Source organism: Phenylobacterium sp. J367, from assembly GCF_024699985.1.
GTDB lineage: Bacteria > Pseudomonadota > Alphaproteobacteria > Caulobacterales > Caulobacteraceae > Phenylobacterium.
On the sequence record NZ_JAJONA010000001.1, the window covers coordinates 939,930 to 960,228 of the forward strand.

The 20,299-nt window shown below is 71.4% G+C and carries 24 protein-coding genes; 14 read left to right on the forward strand and 10 right to left on the reverse strand.

The window, feature by feature from the left end; genetic code table 11:
- Nucleotides 1–204: 204 nt before the first annotated feature.
- Nucleotides 205–1,317, reverse strand: a complete 1,113-nt coding sequence (ald, locus tag LRS04_RS05155) for an alanine dehydrogenase (RefSeq protein ID WP_257815448.1) — start codon at nt 1,315–1,317, stop codon at nt 205–207.
- A gap of 620 nt (nt 1,318–1,937) precedes the next feature.
- Here ald and LRS04_RS05160 point away from each other — a divergent pair.
- The 5 genes from LRS04_RS05160 to LRS04_RS05180 all read left to right on the forward strand — a co-directional run bounded on the left by LRS04_RS05160 (nt 1,938) and on the right by LRS04_RS05180 (nt 4,747).
- Entirely contained in the window at nt 1,938–2,255 is a 318-nt protein-coding gene (locus LRS04_RS05160) for a DUF4431 domain-containing protein (protein WP_257815449.1), read from the forward strand.
- A gap of 720 nt (nt 2,256–2,975) precedes the next feature.
- Nucleotides 2,976–3,356, forward strand: a complete 381-nt coding sequence (locus LRS04_RS05165; protein WP_257815450.1) for a hypothetical protein — start codon at nt 2,976–2,978, stop codon at nt 3,354–3,356.
- Nucleotides 3,357–3,747: 391 nt separating this feature from the next.
- The gene (locus tag LRS04_RS05170; RefSeq protein ID WP_257815451.1) at nt 3,748–4,110 is read left to right on the forward strand and encodes a hypothetical protein; all 363 of its coding nucleotides are present in this window, start codon (nt 3,748–3,750) and stop codon (nt 4,108–4,110) included.
- On the forward strand, nt 4,107–4,415 hold the full coding sequence (locus tag LRS04_RS05175) for a hypothetical protein (RefSeq protein ID WP_257815453.1): 309 nt from the start codon (nt 4,107–4,109) through the stop codon (nt 4,413–4,415). The genes LRS04_RS05170 and LRS04_RS05175 overlap by 4 nt, the downstream gene beginning before the upstream one ends.
- A gap of 188 nt (nt 4,416–4,603) precedes the next feature.
- Nucleotides 4,604–4,747 (forward strand): hypothetical protein, encoded by a 144-nt coding sequence (locus tag LRS04_RS05180; RefSeq protein WP_257815455.1) that lies wholly within the window; start codon nt 4,604–4,606, stop codon nt 4,745–4,747.
- Between the two features lie 96 nt (nt 4,748–4,843).
- On the opposite strand, the gene LRS04_RS05185 is transcribed toward LRS04_RS05180, so the two are convergent.
- Nucleotides 4,844–5,812, reverse strand: coding sequence for a WD40 repeat domain-containing protein (locus LRS04_RS05185; protein ID WP_257815456.1), 969 nt, complete (start codon nt 5,810–5,812; stop codon nt 4,844–4,846).
- 189 nt (nt 5,813–6,001) lie between these two features.
- Here LRS04_RS05185 and LRS04_RS05190 point away from each other — a divergent pair, with 189 nt between their 5' ends.
- Complete coding sequence (locus LRS04_RS05190; protein ID WP_257815457.1) at nt 6,002–6,445, forward strand: biopolymer transporter ExbD; 444 nt, start codon at nt 6,002–6,004, stop codon at nt 6,443–6,445.
- 144 nt (nt 6,446–6,589) lie between these two features.
- Here LRS04_RS05190 and LRS04_RS05195 read toward each other — a convergent pair whose 3' ends face one another.
- A complete protein-coding gene (locus LRS04_RS05195) occupies nt 6,590–6,763 on the reverse strand; it encodes a hypothetical protein (RefSeq protein WP_257815458.1) in 174 nt (57 codons plus the stop codon).
- Nucleotides 6,764–7,043: 280 nt separating this feature from the next.
- Between LRS04_RS05195 and LRS04_RS05200 the strand changes: the two genes are divergently transcribed.
- Nucleotides 7,044–7,466, forward strand: a complete 423-nt coding sequence (locus LRS04_RS05200; RefSeq protein WP_257815459.1) for a biopolymer transporter ExbD — start codon at nt 7,044–7,046, stop codon at nt 7,464–7,466.
- A 74-nt stretch (nt 7,467–7,540) separates the two neighbouring features.
- Here the strand turns inward: LRS04_RS05200 and LRS04_RS05205 are convergent, their stop codons facing one another.
- Nucleotides 7,541–8,614 (reverse strand): GTP-binding protein, encoded by a 1,074-nt coding sequence (locus LRS04_RS05205; RefSeq protein WP_257815460.1) that lies wholly within the window; start codon nt 8,612–8,614, stop codon nt 7,541–7,543.
- Between the two features lie 90 nt (nt 8,615–8,704).
- Between LRS04_RS05205 and dmeF the strand changes: the two genes are divergently transcribed.
- On the forward strand, nt 8,705–9,670 hold the full coding sequence (dmeF, locus tag LRS04_RS05210; RefSeq protein WP_257815461.1) for a CDF family Co(II)/Ni(II) efflux transporter DmeF: 966 nt from the start codon (nt 8,705–8,707) through the stop codon (nt 9,668–9,670).
- 53 nt (nt 9,671–9,723) lie between these two features.
- On the forward strand, nt 9,724–10,890 hold the full coding sequence (gene bla / locus LRS04_RS05215) for a class A beta-lactamase (RefSeq protein ID WP_257815462.1): 1,167 nt from the start codon (nt 9,724–9,726) through the stop codon (nt 10,888–10,890).
- A 24-nt stretch (nt 10,891–10,914) separates the two neighbouring features.
- Here bla and LRS04_RS05220 read toward each other — a convergent pair whose 3' ends face one another.
- From LRS04_RS05220 to LRS04_RS05230, 3 genes are all read right to left on the reverse strand, one after another.
- Nucleotides 10,915–11,340, reverse strand: a complete 426-nt coding sequence (locus tag LRS04_RS05220; RefSeq protein ID WP_257815463.1) for a globin family protein — start codon at nt 11,338–11,340, stop codon at nt 10,915–10,917.
- A 66-nt stretch (nt 11,341–11,406) separates the two neighbouring features.
- Nucleotides 11,407–11,637 (reverse strand): hypothetical protein, encoded by a 231-nt coding sequence (locus tag LRS04_RS05225; RefSeq protein ID WP_257815464.1) that lies wholly within the window; start codon nt 11,635–11,637, stop codon nt 11,407–11,409.
- A gap of 63 nt (nt 11,638–11,700) precedes the next feature.
- A complete protein-coding gene (locus tag LRS04_RS05230) occupies nt 11,701–12,363 on the reverse strand; it encodes a nitroreductase (protein WP_257815465.1) in 663 nt (220 codons plus the stop codon).
- A gap of 99 nt (nt 12,364–12,462) precedes the next feature.
- On the opposite strand from LRS04_RS05230, the gene mtgA reads away from it, so the two are divergent.
- Nucleotides 12,463–13,128 (forward strand): monofunctional biosynthetic peptidoglycan transglycosylase, encoded by a 666-nt coding sequence (gene mtgA / locus LRS04_RS05235; protein WP_374574303.1) that lies wholly within the window; start codon nt 12,463–12,465, stop codon nt 13,126–13,128.
- 142 nt (nt 13,129–13,270) lie between these two features.
- Here mtgA and LRS04_RS05240 read toward each other — a convergent pair whose 3' ends face one another.
- Entirely contained in the window at nt 13,271–13,534 is a 264-nt protein-coding gene (locus tag LRS04_RS05240) for a hypothetical protein (protein WP_257815468.1), read from the reverse strand.
- A 33-nt stretch (nt 13,535–13,567) separates the two neighbouring features.
- Complete coding sequence (locus tag LRS04_RS05245) at nt 13,568–13,738, reverse strand: hypothetical protein (protein WP_257815469.1); 171 nt, start codon at nt 13,736–13,738, stop codon at nt 13,568–13,570.
- Between the two features lie 131 nt (nt 13,739–13,869).
- Here LRS04_RS05245 and LRS04_RS05250 point away from each other — a divergent pair, with 131 nt between their 5' ends.
- Together LRS04_RS05250 and LRS04_RS05255 are read left to right on the forward strand one after the other, a co-directional pair.
- A complete protein-coding gene (locus tag LRS04_RS05250) occupies nt 13,870–14,106 on the forward strand; it encodes a hypothetical protein (RefSeq protein WP_257815470.1) in 237 nt (78 codons plus the stop codon).
- A 67-nt stretch (nt 14,107–14,173) separates the two neighbouring features.
- The gene (locus tag LRS04_RS05255; protein ID WP_257815471.1) at nt 14,174–15,190 is read left to right on the forward strand and encodes a pepsin/retropepsin-like aspartic protease family protein; all 1,017 of its coding nucleotides are present in this window, start codon (nt 14,174–14,176) and stop codon (nt 15,188–15,190) included.
- Here LRS04_RS05255 and LRS04_RS05260 read toward each other — a convergent pair.
- Nucleotides 15,187–16,374, reverse strand: coding sequence for a hypothetical protein (locus LRS04_RS05260; RefSeq protein ID WP_257815472.1), 1,188 nt, complete (start codon nt 16,372–16,374; stop codon nt 15,187–15,189). The genes LRS04_RS05255 and LRS04_RS05260 overlap by 4 nt on opposite strands.
- A gap of 253 nt (nt 16,375–16,627) precedes the next feature.
- On the opposite strand from LRS04_RS05260, the gene LRS04_RS05265 reads away from it, so the two are divergent.
- Together LRS04_RS05265 and LRS04_RS05270 are read left to right on the forward strand one after the other, a co-directional pair.
- On the forward strand, nt 16,628–20,131 hold the full coding sequence (locus tag LRS04_RS05265) for a TonB-dependent receptor domain-containing protein (protein WP_257815473.1): 3,504 nt from the start codon (nt 16,628–16,630) through the stop codon (nt 20,129–20,131).
- On the forward strand, nt 20,122–20,289 hold the full coding sequence (locus tag LRS04_RS05270) for a hypothetical protein (RefSeq protein WP_257815474.1): 168 nt from the start codon (nt 20,122–20,124) through the stop codon (nt 20,287–20,289). Before LRS04_RS05265 ends, LRS04_RS05270 begins: the two co-directional genes overlap by 10 nt.
- Nucleotides 20,290–20,299: the final 10 nt, after the last annotated feature.

The following is a 20,299-nucleotide window of genomic DNA, read 5'->3' on the forward strand; positions in this document are numbered from 1 at the left end:
AGAGCGGGATGACAACGGTGGGTGAGGAGAGGAATCCGCTCCGTCGCGTCATCCTAGGCCTTGTGCCTAGGATCCCTGGGGAAGCTGGCGCGGAGAGGACGGGCGGCGCGCGACGTCCGCCGGCCCTCATCCGAAGGCCGCTGCATCCGAGGGAGGGATCCTGGGCACAAGGCCCAGGATGACGGGCGCGCTAGCGCGCCATCGTCACTTCCACGCGCCGTAGGGGTCCTTGAAGGGCTTGCCGAGGGCTTCGGCGACGGCGGGGTGGGTGACCTCGCCCTTCAGCACGTTCAGGCCCTTGGCGAGGTGGACGTTCTTCTTGAGCGCATCCAGGCCCTGGTCGGCGAGCTGCAGGCCGAAGGGCAGGGTCGCGTGGACCAGCGCCTCGGACGAGGTGCGCGGGGCCGCGCCCGGCATGTTGGCGACGCAGTAGTGGACCACGCCGTCGACGGTGTAAGTCGGGTCGTTGTGGGTGGTCGGCCGGCTGGTCTCGAAGCAGCCGCCCTGGTCGATGGAGACGTCGACCAGCACCGAGCCCTTCTTCATCCGGGAGAGGTCCGACTTGCGGACCAGGGTCGGCGCGCTGGCGCCGGCGGTCAGCACCGCGCCGATCACCACGTCGGCCTTCAGCACCTCCTCCTCCACCGCGTCCTGGGTGGAGTAGCGGGTGAGGATGCGGCCCTGGAACATGTCGTCGAGCTGGCGCATGCGCGGGATCGAGCGCTCGAGGATCACCACCTCGGCGCCGAGGCCGGCGGCCATGCGCGCGGCGTTCATGCCCACGACGCCGCCGCCCAGCACCGCCACCCGGGCCGGGGGGACGCCGGGCACGCCGGAGATCAGGAGGCCCATGCCGCCGTTGTGCTTCAGGAGCGTCTCGCCGGCCGAGAAGACGGCGATGCGGCCGGCCACCTCGGACATCGGGGCGAGCAGCGGCAGGCCCCCTTGCGGATCGGTCACCGTCTCGTAGGCGATGGCCGCGCAGCCCGAATCCAGCAGGCCCTGGGCCTGGGCCGGGTCGGGCGCCAGGTGCAGGTAGGTGAAGAGGATGTGATCCTTGGTGAGCCTGGCCCACTCGACCGCCTGGGGCTCCTTGACCTTGATGATCAGGGTGGCAGTGGCGAACACCGCGTCGGCGGTGGGCAGGATCGTCGCGCCCGCCCGGGCGTAGGCCTCGTCCGGATAGCCGGCGCCGGCGCCCGCGCCGGCCTCCACATAGACCTCGTGGCCGTGGGAGACGTACTCGCGGACCGCGGTCGGCGTCAGGCCGACACGGTATTCGTCCGGCTTGATCTCGCGGGGCACACCAACGCGCATATGAGCCTCCCTCGGGGCGTGTTTTTGCTGTGTGGGCGCGGTTTGGGGGGGACGGGCGTGCGGAGTCAAGGGAGGGGTGGTGGGGGTGGGCTGCATCGCAGTTAACCGCAACATTTGCCAGTCGCTCGAAACAGCCGCGATTGTCTGCGATCTTTCGAACCACCTCCGATTCTGGGCAGACACGATGGCAGCTCTCGGCTTCTACGCGTAGAGGCTGAACGCAGCCTAGTGGTGGGCGACCCTCTTTATGCAGTGAACCCCGCGTTCTTGCGCGGACTTCAGCGCGGCTAGAAAACGGACTCCAGCGCTTAAGACCATGGCGGCCAGTCTGCCGGCGGAATCCGGTCTGTCCAGGACGCGCCGGAGGCGCGCCGCGGGGCGGCCGGGCCGGAGGCCCGGTCCTTGACTGACCGGATCCCGCAGGCTCGCATCTGACCATGGACTTAAGGGCGGGAGGCATTCCGGGAGGAATGCTCCGCGTGGGGAGTGGCTCTGAGATGCCGAAGCAATGCTGAGGGGTCTTCTTCTCGTGGGAGCGGTCCTGTTTGCTCAGGGCCCGGGCCCGGACGGAGCGAGCCCCTGACGCATGCCTCAATCTCACGAAGGCCGAGACGCGGACCGTGCTATCCGGCGGCCTGACCATCCAGGCTTTTCCCGGCCCGCCAAACTACGAAGGCGTCGCTCATGGGGACGTCGAGGAGCGGGTGTTCATCCTGGCGCTGCCGAAGGCGATGTGCGCGGACGACGGGCTGTTCATCGACGCCACGACGGGGTTCGACCGTGTCCAAGTCAGCGCTGCCGATGACGAGGTCGCCGGCGCGCTCGTTAGCGCCGTCGGGCGGCGAGTCGCACTGGAGGGCACGGCATTCGGCGCCCACACCGCCCATCACCACGCGCCGCTGCTGCTGTTGGCGGACAAGGTCTCCGTCCTTGACTGACCGGAGCCCGCAGGCTCGCATCTGACCGTGGACCTAAGGGCGGGGCGGAACAAACCGGATCGGAAGCCGAACCGTACCGCCGACGTCACCCAACTCGCGAGGCATTCGAAAGCGGAAGTAGGACGCCAACCCAATGGCCGCGTCGCCGAAGCCGTATCCTGTCGGGCTCTCCTCGATGACGGCACAGCCTGCAGGCCCACCGAACCGGCTATCGACCCGCCTGACCTCGCAATCGATCACCGCCCGCCCCCCAACGCCCGCCTGACGCGCCGCCGGAGGATAGTGGCGCGCCACATCGGCGGCGTTGGGCAGCCGTTCCCAGTCCGGCTTCGGTTGGGCGACGGCGGCGGGGGGCGGCCACAAGAGCGGCGAGGAGACAGAGGATGGTGCGGGGGGCCGGCCTTGGGCATCCATGTGAAGCTTCCACCGAAATGGCGGATTGGGAAGAGCGGCGGGTTGAGCGCTGGCCCTCTCCCTACCCTCTCCCTCTCCGCTTCGCGGGGGAGAGGAGCTGGGGTGGCGCACTCTGGCGCTTAAGACCATGGCGGCCAGTCTGCCTGCGGGATCCGGTCTGTCCAGGACGCGCCGGAGGCGCGCCGCGGGGCGGCCGGGCCGGAGGCCCGGTCCTTGACTGACCGGAGCCCGCAGGCTCGCATCTGACCATGGACTTAAGGGCGGGAGGCATTCCGGGAGGAATGCTAGGGCGGCATGCGGACTCTCATGATCAGCATCGGTATCGGCTCCAGCTTCGACAACGCGGGAAACGCGGACGACGGCGGCGCGCGATACGGGGATGCGGTTTTGGCGGCCTTCGAGCTGGGTCCCGCCTGGCAGGGCGCACAGAGAGCGATTTTCCTGCGGACACAGAACACCGTGCAGGAGGTTGCGCAGCATCTTCTGCGCGTGCTCGACGATCGCGACCTGCTGGTCGTCATCGAGATCGGCGATCCGGCGAACGTGCAGTTCGCCGGCAATCGCTTCGATGAGGAGGGGTTTGACGCGGTCTTTCCCGCCGCGGCGGAGCTGGAGCACGTCAACCGGTGGCGGCCCCGGGACGGCGAGGAGGGGCAGCTTTGGATATTCCGGCAAGCGCCCGACTGAGCTGGGATTTCACACTCCTCTCCCCCGGGCGTAGCCCGAGAGGGAGAGGGTAGGGTGAGGGCCGGTGCGTGCGGCGGGATCGCGCCGGATGAGGGGTCGAGGGCCCTCGGGCTCTCGTCCGGAGTGGCGGAGAGGTCCCAGCCGGCCCTCACCCTGCCCTCTCCCTCTCCGCTGCGCGGGGGGAGAGGAGGTGGGGCGGCGCGCTCGGTAGGGCGGGCTCGGGCTGGGAGCCGCCCTCTCCCGGCCCGCGGCGCGGGTGCGGCGCGCATCGGACGCGGGTCGCCATCCACAGGTTGGGTGCGAAACGGACTCGCCATCGCGGCTGTGTTCTGCTTTTGTTCCGATCATGGTTCGACGTGGATATTGCGGCCTCGGCTCGCGCGAGATGGCGGTGCAGGAGTTCGACAAGCTCGGGGCGCATGTGGAGAGGATGCTGGCGATGCAGGCGGGCTTCGCGTGGGCGTCGCCGGGGCACATGGCCTTCGGGATCGCCCTCGACGGGCTGGAGACCGCCGCCCTCCATTTCACCGGGCGGCGGCACTACTACGACGCCCTGCGGAGAGACGTCCGGGCGGCGCCGGCCGGCGCGCCGGCGGGCGCGCCGGATTTCGAGACGCTCCGGCCCTACGCCGCGCGCCTTCGGGCCCTGCAGGACCTCTGTCGGCCTTTCGGGCGGGACTACCTGGCGCTGGAGATCGCCCAGCACGCGCTTGCGACCTGCGCCTATCACTTCACCCGGGAGGCGGCGCCGTGACGATGCGGACCATCCCGGCGCACGCCGCCTCGACCATCGGCGACTTCCGCCGCTATCCGGGATGCCGGCTGCTGCTCTCGTGCGCGGCCTGCGGCTGGTCCAGGACCTACAACCCCGAGCGGGTGATCGGACGGCTGCAGGAGCTGCGCGCCGGCGGGCACACCACGCGGCTGACCGACGTGCGGCAGCGGATCGGCTGGAACTGTCCCCGGTGCGCCCGGATGCGCTGGCGGATGGCCTTCGCCTGGCCCCCGGGGCTGGGGCCGGCGGAGGTGAAGCGGCTGACGGCGCAGGCGCGGAACTGAGGGCGCGACCCGGGAGGGAGAGGCGCGGGGCTAGGCGCCCCAGTGGCCGGTCGCGGCGCGGGCGGCGAGGGAGGGCGAGGCCGAGGGCCAGGAGGGGGGCGAAGACCTTCACGGTGTGGCGGGTGAGGCGTTCCGGCAGCCAGGTGTCGGAGACCGGGGCGCCGTCGGCGTAGCGGGCGACGACGGCCGTGAGCGGGCAGCGGAAGCCGCTGGCGGTGAAGACCACGGTCTCCACGGCCAGCAGGGCGAGGGCGACGGAGAGCCAGGGACCGCGCGCGCCGGTCAGGCCGGCCAGGAGGATCACGAAGACGCCCGCCGACATCACCGCATAGATCGCCGTGTGCAGCGTGCGCACGGCGGCCAGGCGGCGGGGAGCGGGGATCATGGCGGCAGCGTAGCGCGGCGGGCGCTGGCCCCGAAGCCCGGCGTCAGAGATCCGTGACCCCGGCCGCGCCGTCCTCGTCGCCCCAGGCCACGCGGCGGGCGTCCGGCGTGATCGCCATGGCGGTGATCGGCGAAGCCTTCTCGGCCTTCACCTCGACGATCCGCTGGCCGGCGAGGTCGCAGGCCCGCACCCGGCCGTCGTCGAGGCCCCAGGCGACCCAGTTGCCGGCGGGCTGGCCGGCGACGACGGTGGACAGCGCGCTCTCCTCGAAGCCGACCTCGGCGGCCTGCTTGCCCATCGGCCCGGTGGAGCCGGCGAACGGCCAGACGACCACGCCGTTGGCGCCGGAGGTGGCCATGAGGCTGCCCTTGGCGAGGAACGAGAGGCTCTTCACCTTGGCCGGATAGCCGCCCATCCGCATGTTCTTCTCGTCGGCCACGCGCCAGCCGTGGAGCTGGTTGTCCTGCATCGACGACATCAGGAACCGGCCGTCCGGGCTCCAGGCGCAGGCCAGGTGGCTGCCGGCCCACTTCAGGACCACCGGCTTCTGGTCGGCGATGCGGGCGTACCACAGCCAGGCGCCGCCATAGCCGACCGCCGCGATCCGCCGGCCCTTGGGGTCGAAGGCGATGGCGGCGGGGGTCTTCTCGTGGGCGAAGGTGCGGGCGAAGCCTGCGTCACCCAAGTCGCGCACGTGCAGCTCGCGCCCGGCGGTGAAGGCCACGAGCCTGGACTCCGCGCTGGCCGCCACCTGCTCGATCCAGCGGCCGGGGACGCGGGCGAGTTCGGTGACGCCGTCCGGCGTCGACCAGACCACCCGGCCGTCGTCGCCGCCGGTGATCAGGCCCTCGCCGGAGGGGTGCAGGCAGGCCGACAGCACCGCGCCGTCGTGCGCCTGGACGTTTCCGCGCCCCTCGAACCGCACCGTCCCGTCGCCGAGCGCGAAGACGGCCTTCCCGGCCTTGTCGAAGAGGGCGGCGGTGACATAGGCGTCGAAGGCATAGGAGCTCATGGCGCCCGCCATAGAGCGCCGGCCGCCTTCGGGGAAGGCGCCTCGCGCCGCAGCCCGCCGGCCCGCGGGCCGGCTCCCGCCGCTGAACGCGGTTCCGCCGTTCCGGGCTTTACAAGTGGGTAACGCCTTGCCAAAGGACGAATGACTCTAGGAAGGGCGCGGGAAGCGCCCCAGGGAAGGATAAAACGCATGGGTGCCAAGCTGGGTGGTGGGGGCGGCAACAAGTTCGACCTCGGCCAGAACAGCGACATGAACGTCACGCCCTTCGTGGACGTGATGCTCGTGCTCCTCATCATCTTCATGGTGTCGATCCCGGCCGCGACCGTGTCGATCAAGCTGGACCTGCCGCCGGCCATCCCGCCGCCGCCGGGCACCATCGTGAAGGAACCGGTGCTGGTGAACATCCAGCAGGGCGGCGCCCTCTACATCGGCGAGCGCGCCACCAGCCTGGACGGCCTGCCGGCCGACCTGTCGCAGGTGCTGGCCGTCGAGGATCCGACCACGGCCCCGACCGAGCAGCGCGTCTACATCCGCGCCGACCGGACGGTCCGCTACGGCGACTTCATGGCGGTGATGAACACCCTGCAGGGCAACGGCTTCTACCAGGTCGCCCTGATCAACGAAGAGATCTGATCCTTCGAACGAACTGCAAGAGCCCGCCCGGGAGACCGGGCGGGCTTTTTGCTGTCTGGCGCTAGAGCCCCCCCTGTTGTCACCCCGTTCCGCCGCAGCCGGAGACCGGGACCCACACGCGCCTGAGCCTCCTGGCGAGGGCGGTCAGACGCCTTGGTCATACGCACGCGCCAGGATGATCCCCACGGCGCCGCCAAATATGATGATGGCGCTCAGGATCTCATTGAAAAAGTTGAAGAGGATCGCGGCCGCGGCGATGAAGAAGACGCCGCCCAAGGCCCCGATCCAAGCCCATCGCGATGCGCTGCCGCGTTTCACCTGTCCCTCCGACGAAGCATTCCCCCGGCAATGCCTCCCGCCCTTAAGTCCATGGTCAGATGCGAGCCTGCGGGCTCCGGTCAGTCAAGGACCGGGCCTTGGGCCCGGCCGCCTCGCGGCGGCCCTGCGGGCCGTCCTGGACAGGCCGGATCCCGCAGGCAGACTGGCCGCCATGGTCTTAAGCGCCAGAGTGCGCGGCGCTCGGACTGATGCACATGCGTAATATTTTACTTGCGTAATCTCCTCATCGGCGCATCCTCCGTCTCAGGAGGAACGATCCATGGCCGTCAGACTGAACGCCTCGGGAAGCGCCTACGCCCTCAACCAGAACGCCGAGATCAACGTGACGCCCTTCGTGGACGTGATGCTGGTGCTGCTGATCATCTTCATGGTGGCGATCCCCGCCGCCACCGTCTCGGTGAAGGTGGACCTGCCGCCGGCGAGGGCGGCGGCCCAGCCTCAGGTCGCGCCGACCTATGTCTCGGTCCAGCAGGGCGGCGGCCTCTACATCGGCGACCGCCCGACGACGCTGGCCACGCTCTCCGCCGACCTCGCCGCCGCCATCGGCACGAACGATCCGAGGAACGAGCGCGTCTACATCCGCGCGGACGTGGGCGTCCGCTACGGCGACTTCATGACCGTGATGAACACCCTCAAGGCCGACGGCTTCCAGCGCGTCGCCCTGGTGTCCGAAGCGGTCTGACCCGGCTCTCCGCCCCTGGAGAGACTGCGGGGCCGCGGCGTCGTTGACCCGTCCCGCGGCCCCGCGACTTTTCCCTAGGCGACCGTGCTCTCGAAGCCGGCCTTCAGCGCCGCCTCGTCGAGGTTGCGGCCGATGAACACCATCCGCGAGTAGCGGTTCTCCCCGTCCTTCCACGGCCGCTGGAAGTCGCCTTCCAGGATCATGTGCACGGCCTGGAAGACCAGGCGCCGGTCGTCGCCGGCGATGTCGAGGATGCCCTTGGCGCGCAGGATATCGGGGCCTTGCGTCTGCAGGACGTTGTTCAGCCAGGCGGTGACCCGGTTGCCGTTCAGCGGCTTTTCGCTGGTGAGCGAGACGCCGCGGATGCCGCTTTCCGCGACATGGTCGTGGATATGATCATGGCTGTGGTCATGGCCGTGATCATGGTGGTGATCGCCGTGATCGTGATGATGATGGTCATGGTCGCAGTGCTCGTCGTGGACGTGGCCCGGCTCGCCGTGGGACGGGTTGAGGAAGTCGGGCTCCAGGTCGGTAATTCGTTCGAGATCGAACGACCCGCGTCCCAACACCTGCTCCAGCGGCACGTTGGACCGCTGCGCCCGGTGGATCGGGGCCAGGGGATTGAGGGCGCGGATCGCCTTCTCAACCTCGGCCAGCTCGGCTTCCGAGACAAGGTCGGTCTTGTTGAGGATGATCTGGTCGGCGAAGGCGATCTGCTCGGCCGCCTCCTTGCTGTCCTTCAGGCGCAGCGGCAGGTGCTTGGCGTCGACGACGGTGGTCACGCTGTCGAGCTTCGTCTTCGCCCGCACGTCGTCGTCGACGAAGAAGGTCTGGGCCACCGGACCGGGGTCGGCGAGGCCGGTGGTCTCGACGATGATCGCGTCGAAGCCACCCTTGCGCTTCATCAGGCCCTGGACCACCCGGATCAGGTCGCCGCGCACCGTGCAGCAGACGCAGCCGTTGTTCATCTCGAAGACCTCCTCGTCGGCGCCGACGATCAGGTCGTTGTCGATGCCGACCTCGCCGAACTCGTTGACGATCACGGCGTACTTCTTGCCGTGCTCCTCCGAGAGGATGCGATTCAGCAGGGTGGTCTTGCCGGCGCCGAGGTAGCCGGTCAGCACGGTCACGGGGGTCTTGTCGCTCATGCCCCTGCATGTAGTCCGCCGGGACGCGGTTATGAAGAGTGGCTTTGGGGAGTGGCGTTCTCCGGACCAGGTGTTATATCGTAACACCAGATGACGACCGCCGACCCCTCCCCGACCTCCGCCTCCCGCCAGATGGGGGCCCTCGACGCCTTCCGCGACGACCGCACCTATCTCGGCGCCGACCATGCGCGCAACGAGCGGCGGACCTGGCTGGTCACCGCCATCTGCGCGGTCACCCTCCTGGCCCTGCTGGCCGGCGGCGTCGCCTTCCGCTCCATGGCGCTGACCGCGTCGGGCCTGCACATGGCCGCCCACGTGGCCGCCCTGCTGGTCGCCGCCGGGGCCTATGCGCTGGCCAGGCGCCACGCCGGCAACGCCGCCTTCGCCTTCGGCACCGGCAAGCTCGGCTACCTCGCGGGCTTCGCCAATGCCGTGGTGCTGGCGATCACCGCCATCATCATCGGCGTGGAGAGCATCCACCGCCTGCTCAATCCGGAAGCCGTGGACTACGCCAGCGCCCTGCCGCTGGCCGCCGCCGGCCTGGTCGTCACCCTGGTCTGCGTCTGGCTGCTGAAGCCGGCCCACAGCCATGCCGCGAGCCACGATCCGGACGGCGACCTCAACATCGCCGCCGCCCATCTGCACCTGGCCGCCGACGCCGCGGTCTCGGCCGTCGCCCTGGTCGCCATGCTGGTCGGGCGGGAGCTCGGCTGGGGCTTCGCCGATCCGCTGGCCGGCCTGGTCGGCGCGGGCCTCGTCGCCCATTTCGCCTGGCGGCTGCTGCGCCGGGCCGGCGCGGCCCTGCTGGACGTGAACCCGAGCCCGGCGCTCACCGCCGAGGTCCGCCAGCGGCTGGAGGCCGGCGGCGCGCGCGTCCTCGACCTGCACCTCTGGCGGCTCGGCCCCGGCCACCACGCGGTGATCGCCGTCGTCGCCGGCCACGAGGAGCCCCAGGCGCTGCGCGCCCGCCTCGCCGGCCTGCCGGGCCTCAGCCACGTGACCATCGAGTGCCAGGGCGGCGGTCACGACCACGGCCATCACGGTCATGCGCACTGAGACGTGATCCCGGGCGTTTGACGGCCAGGGCCGTTCCAGCCCAGATGAGGACGATGTTCCGCTTCCTCTCCGCCCACCTGAAGGCCCGGCCCCGCGCAGGCGCGGCGCTCGGCCTGCTGATCGTCGCGGGCGCGGTGGCCGGCGGCTGGGCCGCCAGCGAGCACGGGCGAACCGACGCGGTGCTGACCTCCGGCAAGATCGCGGCGGACGTCCCCGCGCCGCCGCCGCCCCCGCCGCCCGCCGACCTGCAGGCGTCGCTGGAGGAGCTGGCCGCCGGCTTCCGCGAGGATGTGGGCCTGGCCGTCACTGACGTCGCCACCGGCTGGACCGCACAGGTCCACGGCGAGATCCCCTATCCGCAGCAGAGCGTCTCAAAGCTCTGGGTGGCGCTGGCGACGCTGGAGGCCGTCGACCGCGGCCAGTCGAACCTGGAGCGCGTCGTCCAGCTCGGCCCCGACGACCGCTCGGTGTTCTACCAGCCGCTCGGCCGGCGGATCCGCAACTCCGGCGGGCCGGAGGTCTCGATCGCCGAGCTGCTGCGCTGGGCGATCACCGAGAGCGACAACGCCGCCAACGACAAGTTGATGCGGGAGCTCGGCGGCGCCGACGCGGTCACCTCCATTCTCGCCGAGAAGGGCCTCTCCGACCTCAAGGTCGGGGCCTACGAGCGCGACCTGCAGGCCGCCATCGCCGGCATGACCTGGCGGCCGGAATACGGGATCGACTGGGCCTTCCAGCACGCCCGCGCCAAGCTGCCCGACGACTACCGCGAGCAGAAGCTGGAGGCCTATCTCGCCGACCCGATGGACGGCGCGGCTCCCGCCGAGATCACCCGCACCCTGGCCGCCCTGTACAAGGGCGAGCTGCTGTCGCCAGCCTCGACGAAGGTGATGATCGGCCTGCTGAACGACTGCCGCACCGGCCCCATGCGCCTGAAGTACGGCTTCCCGCCCGGCTGGACCCTGGGCCACAAGACCGGCACCGGCCAGGACTTCGGCGGCGCCTCCACCGGCATCAATGACGTCGGCCTGGTCACCGCCCCCGACGGTCGGGTCTATGCGGTGGCGGTGATGATGCGGAAGACCTCGAAGTCGATCCCCGCCCGCCAGGCCTTCTTCCACAAGGTCAGCCGCGCGCTGGCGGCCCACTGGCAGGCCCAGCAGCGCCCGGCAGACCGGCAGGTGGCCGTCGTCCCCGCCCCGCCGGCCGGCGGCGAGTAGCGGGCAGGTCTCCGGGGGCGAGGCTCAGGCCGCCCGGGGCTCCGGGGTCGTGGCGGCGTCCATCATGGCGCAGGCCAGGAGGTCGTAGGCGCTGATCCAGGCGCGCCTGGCCTCGGGCGTGAGGATCTCGCCGAGACTGGTCTCCAGCATCCAGATGAGCGTGTCGCCGACCGCGACGTAGTGCCGGGGCAGCACGCCGTAGTTCACGTGGCGCAGGCCGAGCATCTCCACCTCGCCGCGGATCGCATCCAGCCGGTCGAGGCCGCCGACCACGAAGGCGATGGCGCCCATCAGCTTGGCCCCCTGGGCGGCGAGGTCTTCCCGGAACAGCGGCCTGACCTCGGGCGCGATCTCGAAAAGTCGGGCGTAGAACAGGCGCGCCGCCTGGGCGCGGATGGGAGCGACCTCCGCGAAGGTTCGGCGGACGAGGTCGATCTGGTCGGGGGTCATGGGCGAGTCTCGGCGTTTCCTGCCCCGATGCCTACCGTCGCAAGCGGGAGACCGCTGTGACCCCTGTCACCGGCTCCGGCGGCCGGCGCCGCGACCGGCTGCCGCAGACCAGAGCAGCCACACGCCGTAGAGGACCAGGGCCTGGCCCAGTGCGGCGATCAGGCCGGTGAGGCCGAGGCCGAGCTTGAACATCAGCCGCTCGGCGGCCGGCGTGCTGGCGTTGGTCATCCAGACGAGGCCGGTGAGCACGGCGGAGCCGATCACCGCCAGGATTGCGCCCGTGATCGTCCGTCCCATGCTCAGGCCTCCTGCGTCGGCGCCCAGGGACGCACAGCGGCGCCCCGCGCGCCTTGATCCGGCTCAATCGAAGCCGCGGAGCTCGCCCCAGGTCTCGAAGGGGTCGCGGGCCGCGACGAGGGTGTTGATCGGGGCGGCTGCGTCCCGGAAGCCGAGCGCCATGCCGGAGAACAGCATGTGGTCGTCCGGCAGGCCGACGAACGACGCCACGGTCTTCGGATAGCGCGCCCAGTACTCCTGCGGGCAGGTGTCCAGGCCGCGTTCGACGGCCAGCAGCATGACGGTCTGCATGTACATGCCGAGGTCGGCCCACTGGGGCGGCCCCAGCTTGCGGTCGAGGCAGAAGAAGAGGCCGACCGGCGCGCCAAAGAAGTCGCCGTTCTTGGCGAGTTGGCGCAGGCGCGCGGGCTTGTCCTCGCGGGGGATGCCGATCGTGGCGTAGAGGTCCTCGCCGTTCTGGAACCGCCGCGAGCGGAACGGGTCCCAGAGGTTGGGCGGATAGACGTCGTACTCGGGCTCCTCGCCGAACGGGTTCGCGGCGACCAGGGCCTTGAACTCGGCCAGCGGCTGGCCGGCCAGCGCATAGACGCGCCAGGGCTGCAGGTTGCCGCCGGAGGGGGCGCGGGCCGCCCGTTCCAGGATCTCGCGCACCACCGGGCCCGGAACCGGGTCGGGCCTGAACTGCCGGATGGAGACCCGCTTCTCCACTGCGTCGGAGACGTTCATGGCTTCCTTAATCGTCGCTGCCGAGCATCATCGCTGCTGATTCCCCCTAACATGGGCGACCCAAGGTCATGGCAAGCCGATCCCCCCCTCAAGCGCATCGTGAGCTGGCTGGTCGTCGCGGTCCTGGTCGTGGGCTTCATCGGGCCGGTGCTGACGGTGGCGCTCTACCGCTTCGTGCCGCCGCCGCTGACCTTCCTGATGGTCCAGCGGGTGTTCGAGGGCCAGGGGTTCCGCAGGACCTGGGTCCCGCTGGAGGACATCTCGCCGACGCTCGTGCGCGCGGTGATCGCCGCCGAGGACGCCCAGTTCTGCCGGCACAGGGGCTTCGACGTGGCCGCCATCGAGAAGGCCATCGAGTACAATGCGAAGGGCAAGAAGGTCCGCGGCGGCTCGACCATCAGCCAGCAGACGGCGAAGAACGTCTTCCTGTGGCCCCGCCGGGACTGGGTGCGGAAGGGTCTGGAGGCCTATTTCACGGTCCTGATCGAGGTCGGCTGGGGCAAGCGGCGGATCATGGAGGTCTATCTGAACTCCATCGAATGGGGCCCGGGCGTCTATGGCGCCGAGGCCGCGGCCCAGGCGAACTTCGGCAAGCCGGCGAAGGCCCTGACGCCGGCCCAGGCCGCGCGGCTGGCGGCGATCGTGCCGAAGCCGCTGTCGTGGAAAGCGGACAGCCCGGGGCGGTATGTGACGAAGCGCTCCGGCGCCATCAACCGCAACGCCCGGGTGGTGCGGCGCGAGAACCTGACGGACTGCGTGCTGTAGGGCGGCCCATGGCCCTCTCCCTACCCTCTCCCTCTCTTCCCCCGGCTTTCGCCGGGGTCGGGGGAGAGGAGGTTATGGCGCGGGCCTCGCAACTGCACTCCTCTCCCCCGCGAAGCGGAGAGGGAGAGGGTAGGGAGAGGGCCTACGGATTCTCGTAGATGATCAGGCCGAGGCCGTGGCGGTTGGCGCTGGCGAGGGCCGTCGCGAAGTCGGGGGGGACGGCGGCCTCGTCGGTGACTTCGCCCGCCCGGACGAAGCGGGCCTCGGGCCAGTTCCGGTCGGCGAGCGCGGCCAGCGCGCCCTGCTCGGCGGCGGCCTCGTCCGGCGCCTGGATAAAGGCCAGCACGGTGAGCGGCGTGGGATCGCCGGGCTCCTTGCCCTCGAGGGTGACGACGAAGATCGGCAAGCGGGCTCCTTCCGCCGCAGGAGCATCCGCCGACTATCGATTCCCGGCCAGGGCTTCGATGGTCGCGGCGTCGTGCGGTTGGCGATCCGCCGCCTGGGCGTTCAGCCCGGCGAAGGCGGCCCAGCCGGCCAGGGCGGCGCGGAGCAGGAAACGGGCGCGGGCGCGGGCGCGGCCCGGTCTGGCGGCTTGCGGTCTAGGTGGCATGGGACGGCTGTTGCATGACGCCGTTGAACCCGTCCACGGGCGGCGGGTTCCCAGGGACCCGGAATGGGCCGCTGGACTTGGGCGCGGCGGCGGGCGAGTGACACCGCCCAACGATGTTGCAGGAGCCGACCATGGACGAAGAGACCCCGATTTCGCCGGAGGCCGAGCGGGCCGGGATGCTGGCGGCGCTGCATGCGATCATCGTCGGCACCCTGTCGACCCTGAAGCGCAAGGGCGTACTGACGGGCGAGGAGCTCGACCAGCTCTTCGAGGCCGGGCTGATCACCTTCGAGCGCGGCGACCAGGACGAGGTGAAGCAGGCCGCGCGGCTGACGCTGGAGATCCTGGCGCGCTCGCTGCGCGGTTAGGCGGCGTCGTTGAGCCGCGGGGGTCGGCTGCCCACATGTCCCCCGTGACCATCCCGGACCCCAGGACTTGAACCGGCGCGCGCTGCTCGGCCAGCTCGGCCTGCTGGCGGCCGGCGGGGCCGGCGTGTGGCTGCTGCGCGAGCGGCTGGCCTGGCCGGCGCCCGAGCTGCAGATCGCCGGCGGCGGACCCGGCACCGACTGGCTGCCGCTGCCGGAGGCGGGCGGAATGATCGACCTGCCGGCCCGGGTCGGCGGGCGGGCGATCCGGGCGGTGCTGGACAGCGGCGCGCAGTATTCGGCGATCGACGCGGGCCTCGCCGGCGAGCTCGGCCTGCCGCCGGGCAGCCCCGTGCCGATGCTGGCCTTCGGAGCCACCGGCGGGCCGCAGATGACCCGCTCCGTGCGCCTGGACCTCGACATCGCCTCGCCGGAGGGGGGCGCGCTGAAGCTGACCGGCCTGCGGGCGGCGACGCTCGACCTGCATCCGCTGGCCCGGCTGACGCGGCGACCCTTCTCCATGCTGCTGGGCCGCGACCTCCTGCGGGCCGTGGTGGCGGAGGTGGACTTCCCGCGGGCCCGGGCGCGGTTCTGGCGGCAGGAGGCCTGGACGCCGGGCGCCGACTGGCGGGCGGCGACGGTGCGGCGCGGCCGCGCGCACGCCCTGATGGCCGAGGTGCAGGTGGAGAACGCCCCGCCCCTCGAGGTGATGATCGACACCGGGGCCACGGGCGCGCTGGCGCTCTCGGAGACGGCGGCCGGGGCGCGGGGCCTGCTGGGCGAGGGGCGGCGGGTCCGCACGGCGCGCTCGGTGACGCTCGGCGGCCTCAGCCAGGACCGGCTGATCCGCGCCGACGCGATCAGCTTCGCCGGCCACCGGTTCGAGGACGAGGACGTGCAGGTCTTCACGCCGGCCGCCAACGCGCCGATCCCGGACGGGCTGATGGGCCTGGGACTGCTCGGCCGCTTCCGCGTGGCGCTGGACCACGCGCGCGGCCGGCTCTTCCTGATGGGGCCCTACGACCGCCCGGCGCGGCGGACCCGACGGGTCCGGATCACGCCCCAGCCGGGGATCGTCGAGGACTAGTCGCGGCCCTTGCCGCCGCCCTTGTCGCCGCCGTGGCCCTTGCCGCCGCCGTGGCCCTTGTCCGGACCCTTGCCGCCGCCGTGGCCGCGCGGGCCGTCGTCGTGGCGGGCCTTCTCCGCACGGCCGCCGCGGTCGTCGCCGCCGCGGAACCGGTCGGAGCCGCGGTTGTCGGCGATCACCGCCGCAGCCGGGACGGCGCGGCCGCCGGCGTGCTCGGGATCATGACCCCGGCCGCGGCCGCGGTGGTCGTCCCGGCCGTGGCGGTCCTCGTGACGGCCGTCGAAGCGCTGGGGCGGCGGGGCGGCGGCGAAGCGGCGCTCGTCCTTCCGGTGGTCCTTCTCGGCCTTGCGCCAGGCCTTGTCGTCGGCCTTGGCCCACTTGCGCTCCATCTTCTCGATGTCGCGGGCGCGACGCTCGCGCTCGCGGTCGAACCGGTGCAGCTCGCGCTCGCCGGTGGAGATCCGGTAGGTCCGCCAGGTCTCCGTCCGGTCGGCCGCGGCCATCCACGGCTGCCAGGACGAGCGCATGACCGGGTAGCGGTCTTCCCAGCGGTCATACCAGACCGGGTCGGACGCCAGCGCGTAGCGCGGCTCGGCGTAGTAGGTCCGGCGCATGTCGTAGCCGCGGTTCAGGTAGGCGCCGCCGACGCCGGACAGGCGGTAGAGCTGGTCGGACCCGAGCAGGGCGCCCGCGGCGCTGAACACGGCTGACAGGACGCCGCCGTCGCCGTAGGCGTAGCCGTACTGCGGGTCGCGGACGAAGTAGGGATAATCCTCGCCGGGCTCGTAATAGTAGAAGCGGTAGCCGTCATCGAGCGGCTCGGCGAACATCAGCTCGTCGCCGGCGGTCTGCCAGGCCCAGGGCTCCAGGTCGTCGTAGCGGAAGCCGTAGTCGGGCGGCGCCTGCCAGGCGACGCGGTCGTAGGCATAGGCGCGCTCGGCGAGTTCATAGCCGTCATAGGGCTGGGCGACCGGCACGACGCGCGCCGGCTCGGCCGGGTCGATCGGCCCGAGCGCGTAGGGATAGACGCCGTCGGCCGGCGCGGCCGCGTAGGCCGGGGCCGGCTCGCCGCGGGCGAGCAGCGGGCGGTTGTCGAGCTTGCAGCCGGCGAGGCCGAGGCCGATGGCGCTGGCCGCGCCCAGAAGGGCGATCGTGCGGGCGTTGCGGGAACGAGCGAAAGCCATGGTCCAATCCACGTTGCGCGCCTGAGCGGCGCCGTCATGTCCCTCTGGAATCCCCCGTCGGACGAGAACCCGCGAGACCGGGGTTGGGTTGCAGCGCTGCGCCGGCCGCCACGGCATCCGGTAACGCGCTGTAACGTCCGGATACCGTTCCGAACGCGACCCCGGCCGCGGACGCGGCTACCCCCGCCGCCAAGAAGACGAAGAACGTTCCCCGGGGGATGCGATGAGACGGTTGAGGACGGCCCTCGCGCCGATGGCGTCGGTCGCCGCGCTGGCGGCCGCATGGCAGGCGCAGGCGGCGGACGCGGCGGCGGAGGTGCAGGAGCTTGTGATCACCGCCGCCAGGCTGGACGAGACCCTGCCGCAGGAGCTCGCGGCCTACGGCGCCGACCTGGAGACGATCCGCGTCGAGACCGTGCGCGACAACGTCTACGTCGACGTCTCCCAGGCCCTGCAGATGCAGACGCCCGGCCTGTTCGTCAGCCCGCGCAACGGCCCGTTCTCCTACGTCGACCTGTCGCTGCAGGGCTCGCGGACCGGCGATGTGCTGTGGCTGGTGGACGGGGTCCGGATCAACAACCGGCTCTACACCTCGACCAGCCCGGCCGACACGCTTCCGGCCAGCATGGTTGAGCGGGTCGAGGTGCTGAAGGGCGGCCAGGGGCTGTTCTACGGAACGCAGGCCGCGGCGGGCGTGATCAACGTCGTCACACGGGCCTACAGCGACGACCTGCAGGCCGAGGCCACGGTGGGCGGCGACACCAATGACGGGATCCACGCCGACGTCATGGTCCGCGACACGGTGGGCCCGCACCGGTTCGTGGCCTGGGCGTCGAAGGACGAGTCCGACGGCTACGAGACCTTCGACGTCTTCCAGCCCTCGGCGACGGCCAGGACGCGCGGCTACGACGTGGTCAGCTTCGGCGGCAAGTACGGCGTCGACCTGGCGGACGGCCTGGGCCTCAACCTCTACTACCAGCACACCGACGCCCACCTGGACTACCCGGGCGCCCGGCTGACGAAGCTGTCGTTCAACGAACGTGACGAGGAGATCGCCTCGGCCAGCCTCGACTGGACGGCCCGCGAGGACGTGCAGCTCTCGGCGAAGGGCTACTACCACGACTGGGACAGCGTCTATTCGACGGTGAACAACGTCCCCGGCCAGCCGGGCCGGACGGTGATCGTCGACGACCTCACCTACTGGGGCTACGAGGACTACGGGTTCAGCCTGCTGGCGAAGCTCAATCTCCACCGCGGCTTCGAGTACCAGCTCGCCTACGACTTCCAGAAGTTCAACGGCCGCGACGACGTGCTGCTGATCGGCGAGCAGACCGAGAAGGTCCACGCGTTCGTCGCCCAGGTCCGCACCACCGACGAGCTCTTCGAGCGGGCCCGGTTCGCGGCGGGCGTGCGCCACAACCGGACCGACGACACCGACGCCACCGTCTGGAACCTCAGCGGCCATGTGGACCTGACCGACAGCCTCTACGTCGAGGGGACCGCCGGGACCTCGTTCCTCCTGCCGTCGGCCGAGCAGCTCTTCGCCATCGACCCCTGCTGCGCGGCGGGCAACCCGGACCTGGAGCCGGAGGAGAGCCTGAACCTCAATGCCGCGCTGGGCCAGCAGACCGAGCGGTTCCGCTGGCAGGCCACCGCGTTCTGGCGGCGCGTGCAGGACCTGATCGTCGACGACTACGACCAGCCGGCCTTTCCGGACGGCGTCTACCTGAACACCGACGGCGAGGTGCGGGTGCGCGGCGTCGAGCTGCAGGGCCAGGTCGAGATCGCCGCGGGGCTGACGGCCCAGGCGTCGTGGTCCTGGACGCGGTCGCGGGAGAAGGGCTCGGACGTCCAGCTCGACCGGATTCCCGAGCACCAGGCCAAGGGGGCGGTCGTCTATGACGGCGAGCGGTGGGGGCGCGTCGGCGACGCTGCTCTGGGTCGGCGACGTGGCCCAGGCGGTCTCGGGCTTCGGCCGGCAGGACTACGGGAACTACGTCGTCGCCGACCTGGCGGCCCACGTCTATGTGGACCGGGACCGGCGTCACCGGATGACCGCCAGGCTCGAGAACGCCTTCGACGAGGACTATGCGACCCGGCTGAATTCCGGCCTGATCGACCTCTCCACGCAGCGGTTCATGTTCCGGTTCCGCGGCGTGCCCCGCACCCCTGCACCTGGCCTACACCTATTCCTACTGACGTGAGCACGAGCGCCCGCCGGGGCTGGGCCCCGAAGTGGCTGGTGGCGACCCACCGCTACCTCGGCGTGGTCATGGGCCTGCTGATGCTGATCTGGTTCCTCTCCGGCATCGTGATGCTGTTCGCCCGCTGGCCGACGGCGACCGAGGCGGAGCGGACGGCGGGGCTGGCGCCGATCCCGTGGGAGCGCTGCTGCGACCTCGGGCCCGGCGGCCGGGACGCCACCGTGGTCGGCCGCGCCAGCCTGGAGGCGGTGGGCGACCGCCCGGTCCTGCGGCTGGACGGCGAGGTCCTCGACCTGACCACCGGGGCGCCGGCGCGGTTCAGCGAGGCCGACGCCCGCGCCGCCGCCCGGGCCTTCACCGGCGGCGAGCCCGGCGAGGTGCGCACGGTCGAGCGCGACCAGTGGACGGTGGTCGGCTACTTCAACAGGGAGCGGCCGTTCTGGCGGGTGGAGACCCCCGGCGGGAACTGGACCTACGTCAGCCAGGTCAGCGGCCGGGTGGTCAGCGCCAACACCGCCGGCGAGCGCTTCTGGGCCTGGCTGGGGGCGATCCCGCACTGGCTCTATCCGCAGGTGCTGCGCCAGGACGGCAAGCTGTGGAGCCAGGTGGTGATCTGGACGTCCATGGCCGGCCTCTTCCTGACGCTGACCGGCATCTACCTCGGCGTGCTGGCCTGGCGCCGGGCGCCGGCCGGGCGGATCTCGCCGTTCCGCGGCGTGCTGGACTGGCACCACATCGCAAGCCTGTTCACCGGGGTCCTGACCCTCACCTGGGTCCTGAGCGGGCTGCTCTCAATGCAGCCGTGGGGCCTGCTGGAAAGCGGTCCCAGCGACGCGGCCGAGCGGGTCGCGGGCGGCGAGGCGACCTATGGCGAGTTGCGCGCCGCGCTGGAGGCCCTGAAGGCGCAGCGGCCCGCCGCCTCGCAGGTGAAGCTGGTGGTGTTCGACGGCCGGCTGTCCCTGATCGCGGACGGGCGTCGGTACGACGCCGCCGGGCGGCCCGCGCCGCTGACATCCGCCGACCTGATACGGGCGGGCGAACGGCTGGGGGCGGCGCGGCAGGGCCTGATCGCCGAGGGCGACGCCTACCACTACCGGCACCATGAGGACGCGGTCCTGCCGGCCTGGCGGGTGATCCGCGCCGACGGCGTGCGCCACTACCTGAACCCGACGACCGGCGAGCTGCTGCGCACCGCCGACGGGCCGGCGAAGGGTTTCCGCTGGGGGCACCTCTTCCTGCACCGGTTCGACATCGTGCCGGTGAGCGCCGGCTGGGCGGCGGTGATGACGGTCCTGCTCGCGGCCTGCACGGCCGGCGTGGCGACCGGGGTCTGGCTGGGCGTCCGCCGGATCGGCCACGACCTGGCGGGCCTGCGCCGCCGACTCCCAGGGCCGCGGATCGGGCGTAGGCTGATCGGCGTTCGACGTCGGTTTCCTTCAGAGAGGCGCGCGGCATGGACAGCCCCACCCACCACCAGGACGACCCGCAGGTCATCGCCCACGAACAGACCTACAAGGGATTCAACCTGTTGCTCCGATGGTCGATGGTGCTGATCGGGGTGGCGATCCTCGACCTGACGATCTGGTTCGCCACGCCGGGCGGCTTCTGGGGCGGGTTCGCGGTCAGCGTCGTCGCCTTCGCCCTCGCCTGGTGGTTCGTGATCCGCCACGAGGAGAAGCAGCCGCTGGACGTCTGGGCCCAGGGGCGCTGAGCGGGCGCGG

Excerpts from the sequence above, each read along its gene's own strand:
- ald (WP_257815448.1), bottom strand. The coding sequence starts at position 1,317 with ATGCGCGTTGGTGTGCCCCGCGAGATCAAGCCGGACGAATACCGTGTC.
- LRS04_RS05165 (WP_257815450.1), top strand. The coding sequence starts at position 2,976 with ATGATCAGCATCGGTATCGGCTCCAGCTTCGACAACGCGGGAAACGCG.
- LRS04_RS05185 (WP_257815456.1), bottom strand. The coding sequence starts at position 5,812 with ATGAGCTCCTATGCCTTCGACGCCTATGTCACCGCCGCCCTCTTCGAC.
- LRS04_RS05190 (WP_257815457.1), top strand. The coding sequence starts at position 6,002 with ATGGGTGCCAAGCTGGGTGGTGGGGGCGGCAACAAGTTCGACCTCGGC.
- LRS04_RS05200 (WP_257815459.1), top strand. The coding sequence starts at position 7,044 with ATGGCCGTCAGACTGAACGCCTCGGGAAGCGCCTACGCCCTCAACCAG.
- LRS04_RS05205 (WP_257815460.1), bottom strand. The coding sequence starts at position 8,614 with ATGAGCGACAAGACCCCCGTGACCGTGCTGACCGGCTACCTCGGCGCC.
- dmeF (WP_257815461.1), top strand. The coding sequence starts at position 8,705 with ATGACGACCGCCGACCCCTCCCCGACCTCCGCCTCCCGCCAGATGGGG.
- bla (WP_257815462.1), top strand. The coding sequence starts at position 9,724 with ATGTTCCGCTTCCTCTCCGCCCACCTGAAGGCCCGGCCCCGCGCAGGC.
- LRS04_RS05220 (WP_257815463.1), bottom strand. The coding sequence starts at position 11,340 with ATGACCCCCGACCAGATCGACCTCGTCCGCCGAACCTTCGCGGAGGTC.
- LRS04_RS05225 (WP_257815464.1), bottom strand. The coding sequence starts at position 11,637 with ATGGGACGGACGATCACGGGCGCAATCCTGGCGGTGATCGGCTCCGCC.
- LRS04_RS05230 (WP_257815465.1), bottom strand. The coding sequence starts at position 12,363 with ATGAACGTCTCCGACGCAGTGGAGAAGCGGGTCTCCATCCGGCAGTTC.
- LRS04_RS05245 (WP_257815469.1), bottom strand. The coding sequence starts at position 13,738 with ATGCCACCTAGACCGCAAGCCGCCAGACCGGGCCGCGCCCGCGCCCGC.
- LRS04_RS05250 (WP_257815470.1), top strand. The coding sequence starts at position 13,870 with ATGGACGAAGAGACCCCGATTTCGCCGGAGGCCGAGCGGGCCGGGATG.
- LRS04_RS05260 (WP_257815472.1), bottom strand. The coding sequence starts at position 16,374 with ATGGCTTTCGCTCGTTCCCGCAACGCCCGCACGATCGCCCTTCTGGGC.
- LRS04_RS05265 (WP_257815473.1), top strand. The coding sequence starts at position 16,628 with ATGGCGTCGGTCGCCGCGCTGGCGGCCGCATGGCAGGCGCAGGCGGCG.
- LRS04_RS05270 (WP_257815474.1), top strand. The coding sequence starts at position 20,122 with ATGGTGCTGATCGGGGTGGCGATCCTCGACCTGACGATCTGGTTCGCC.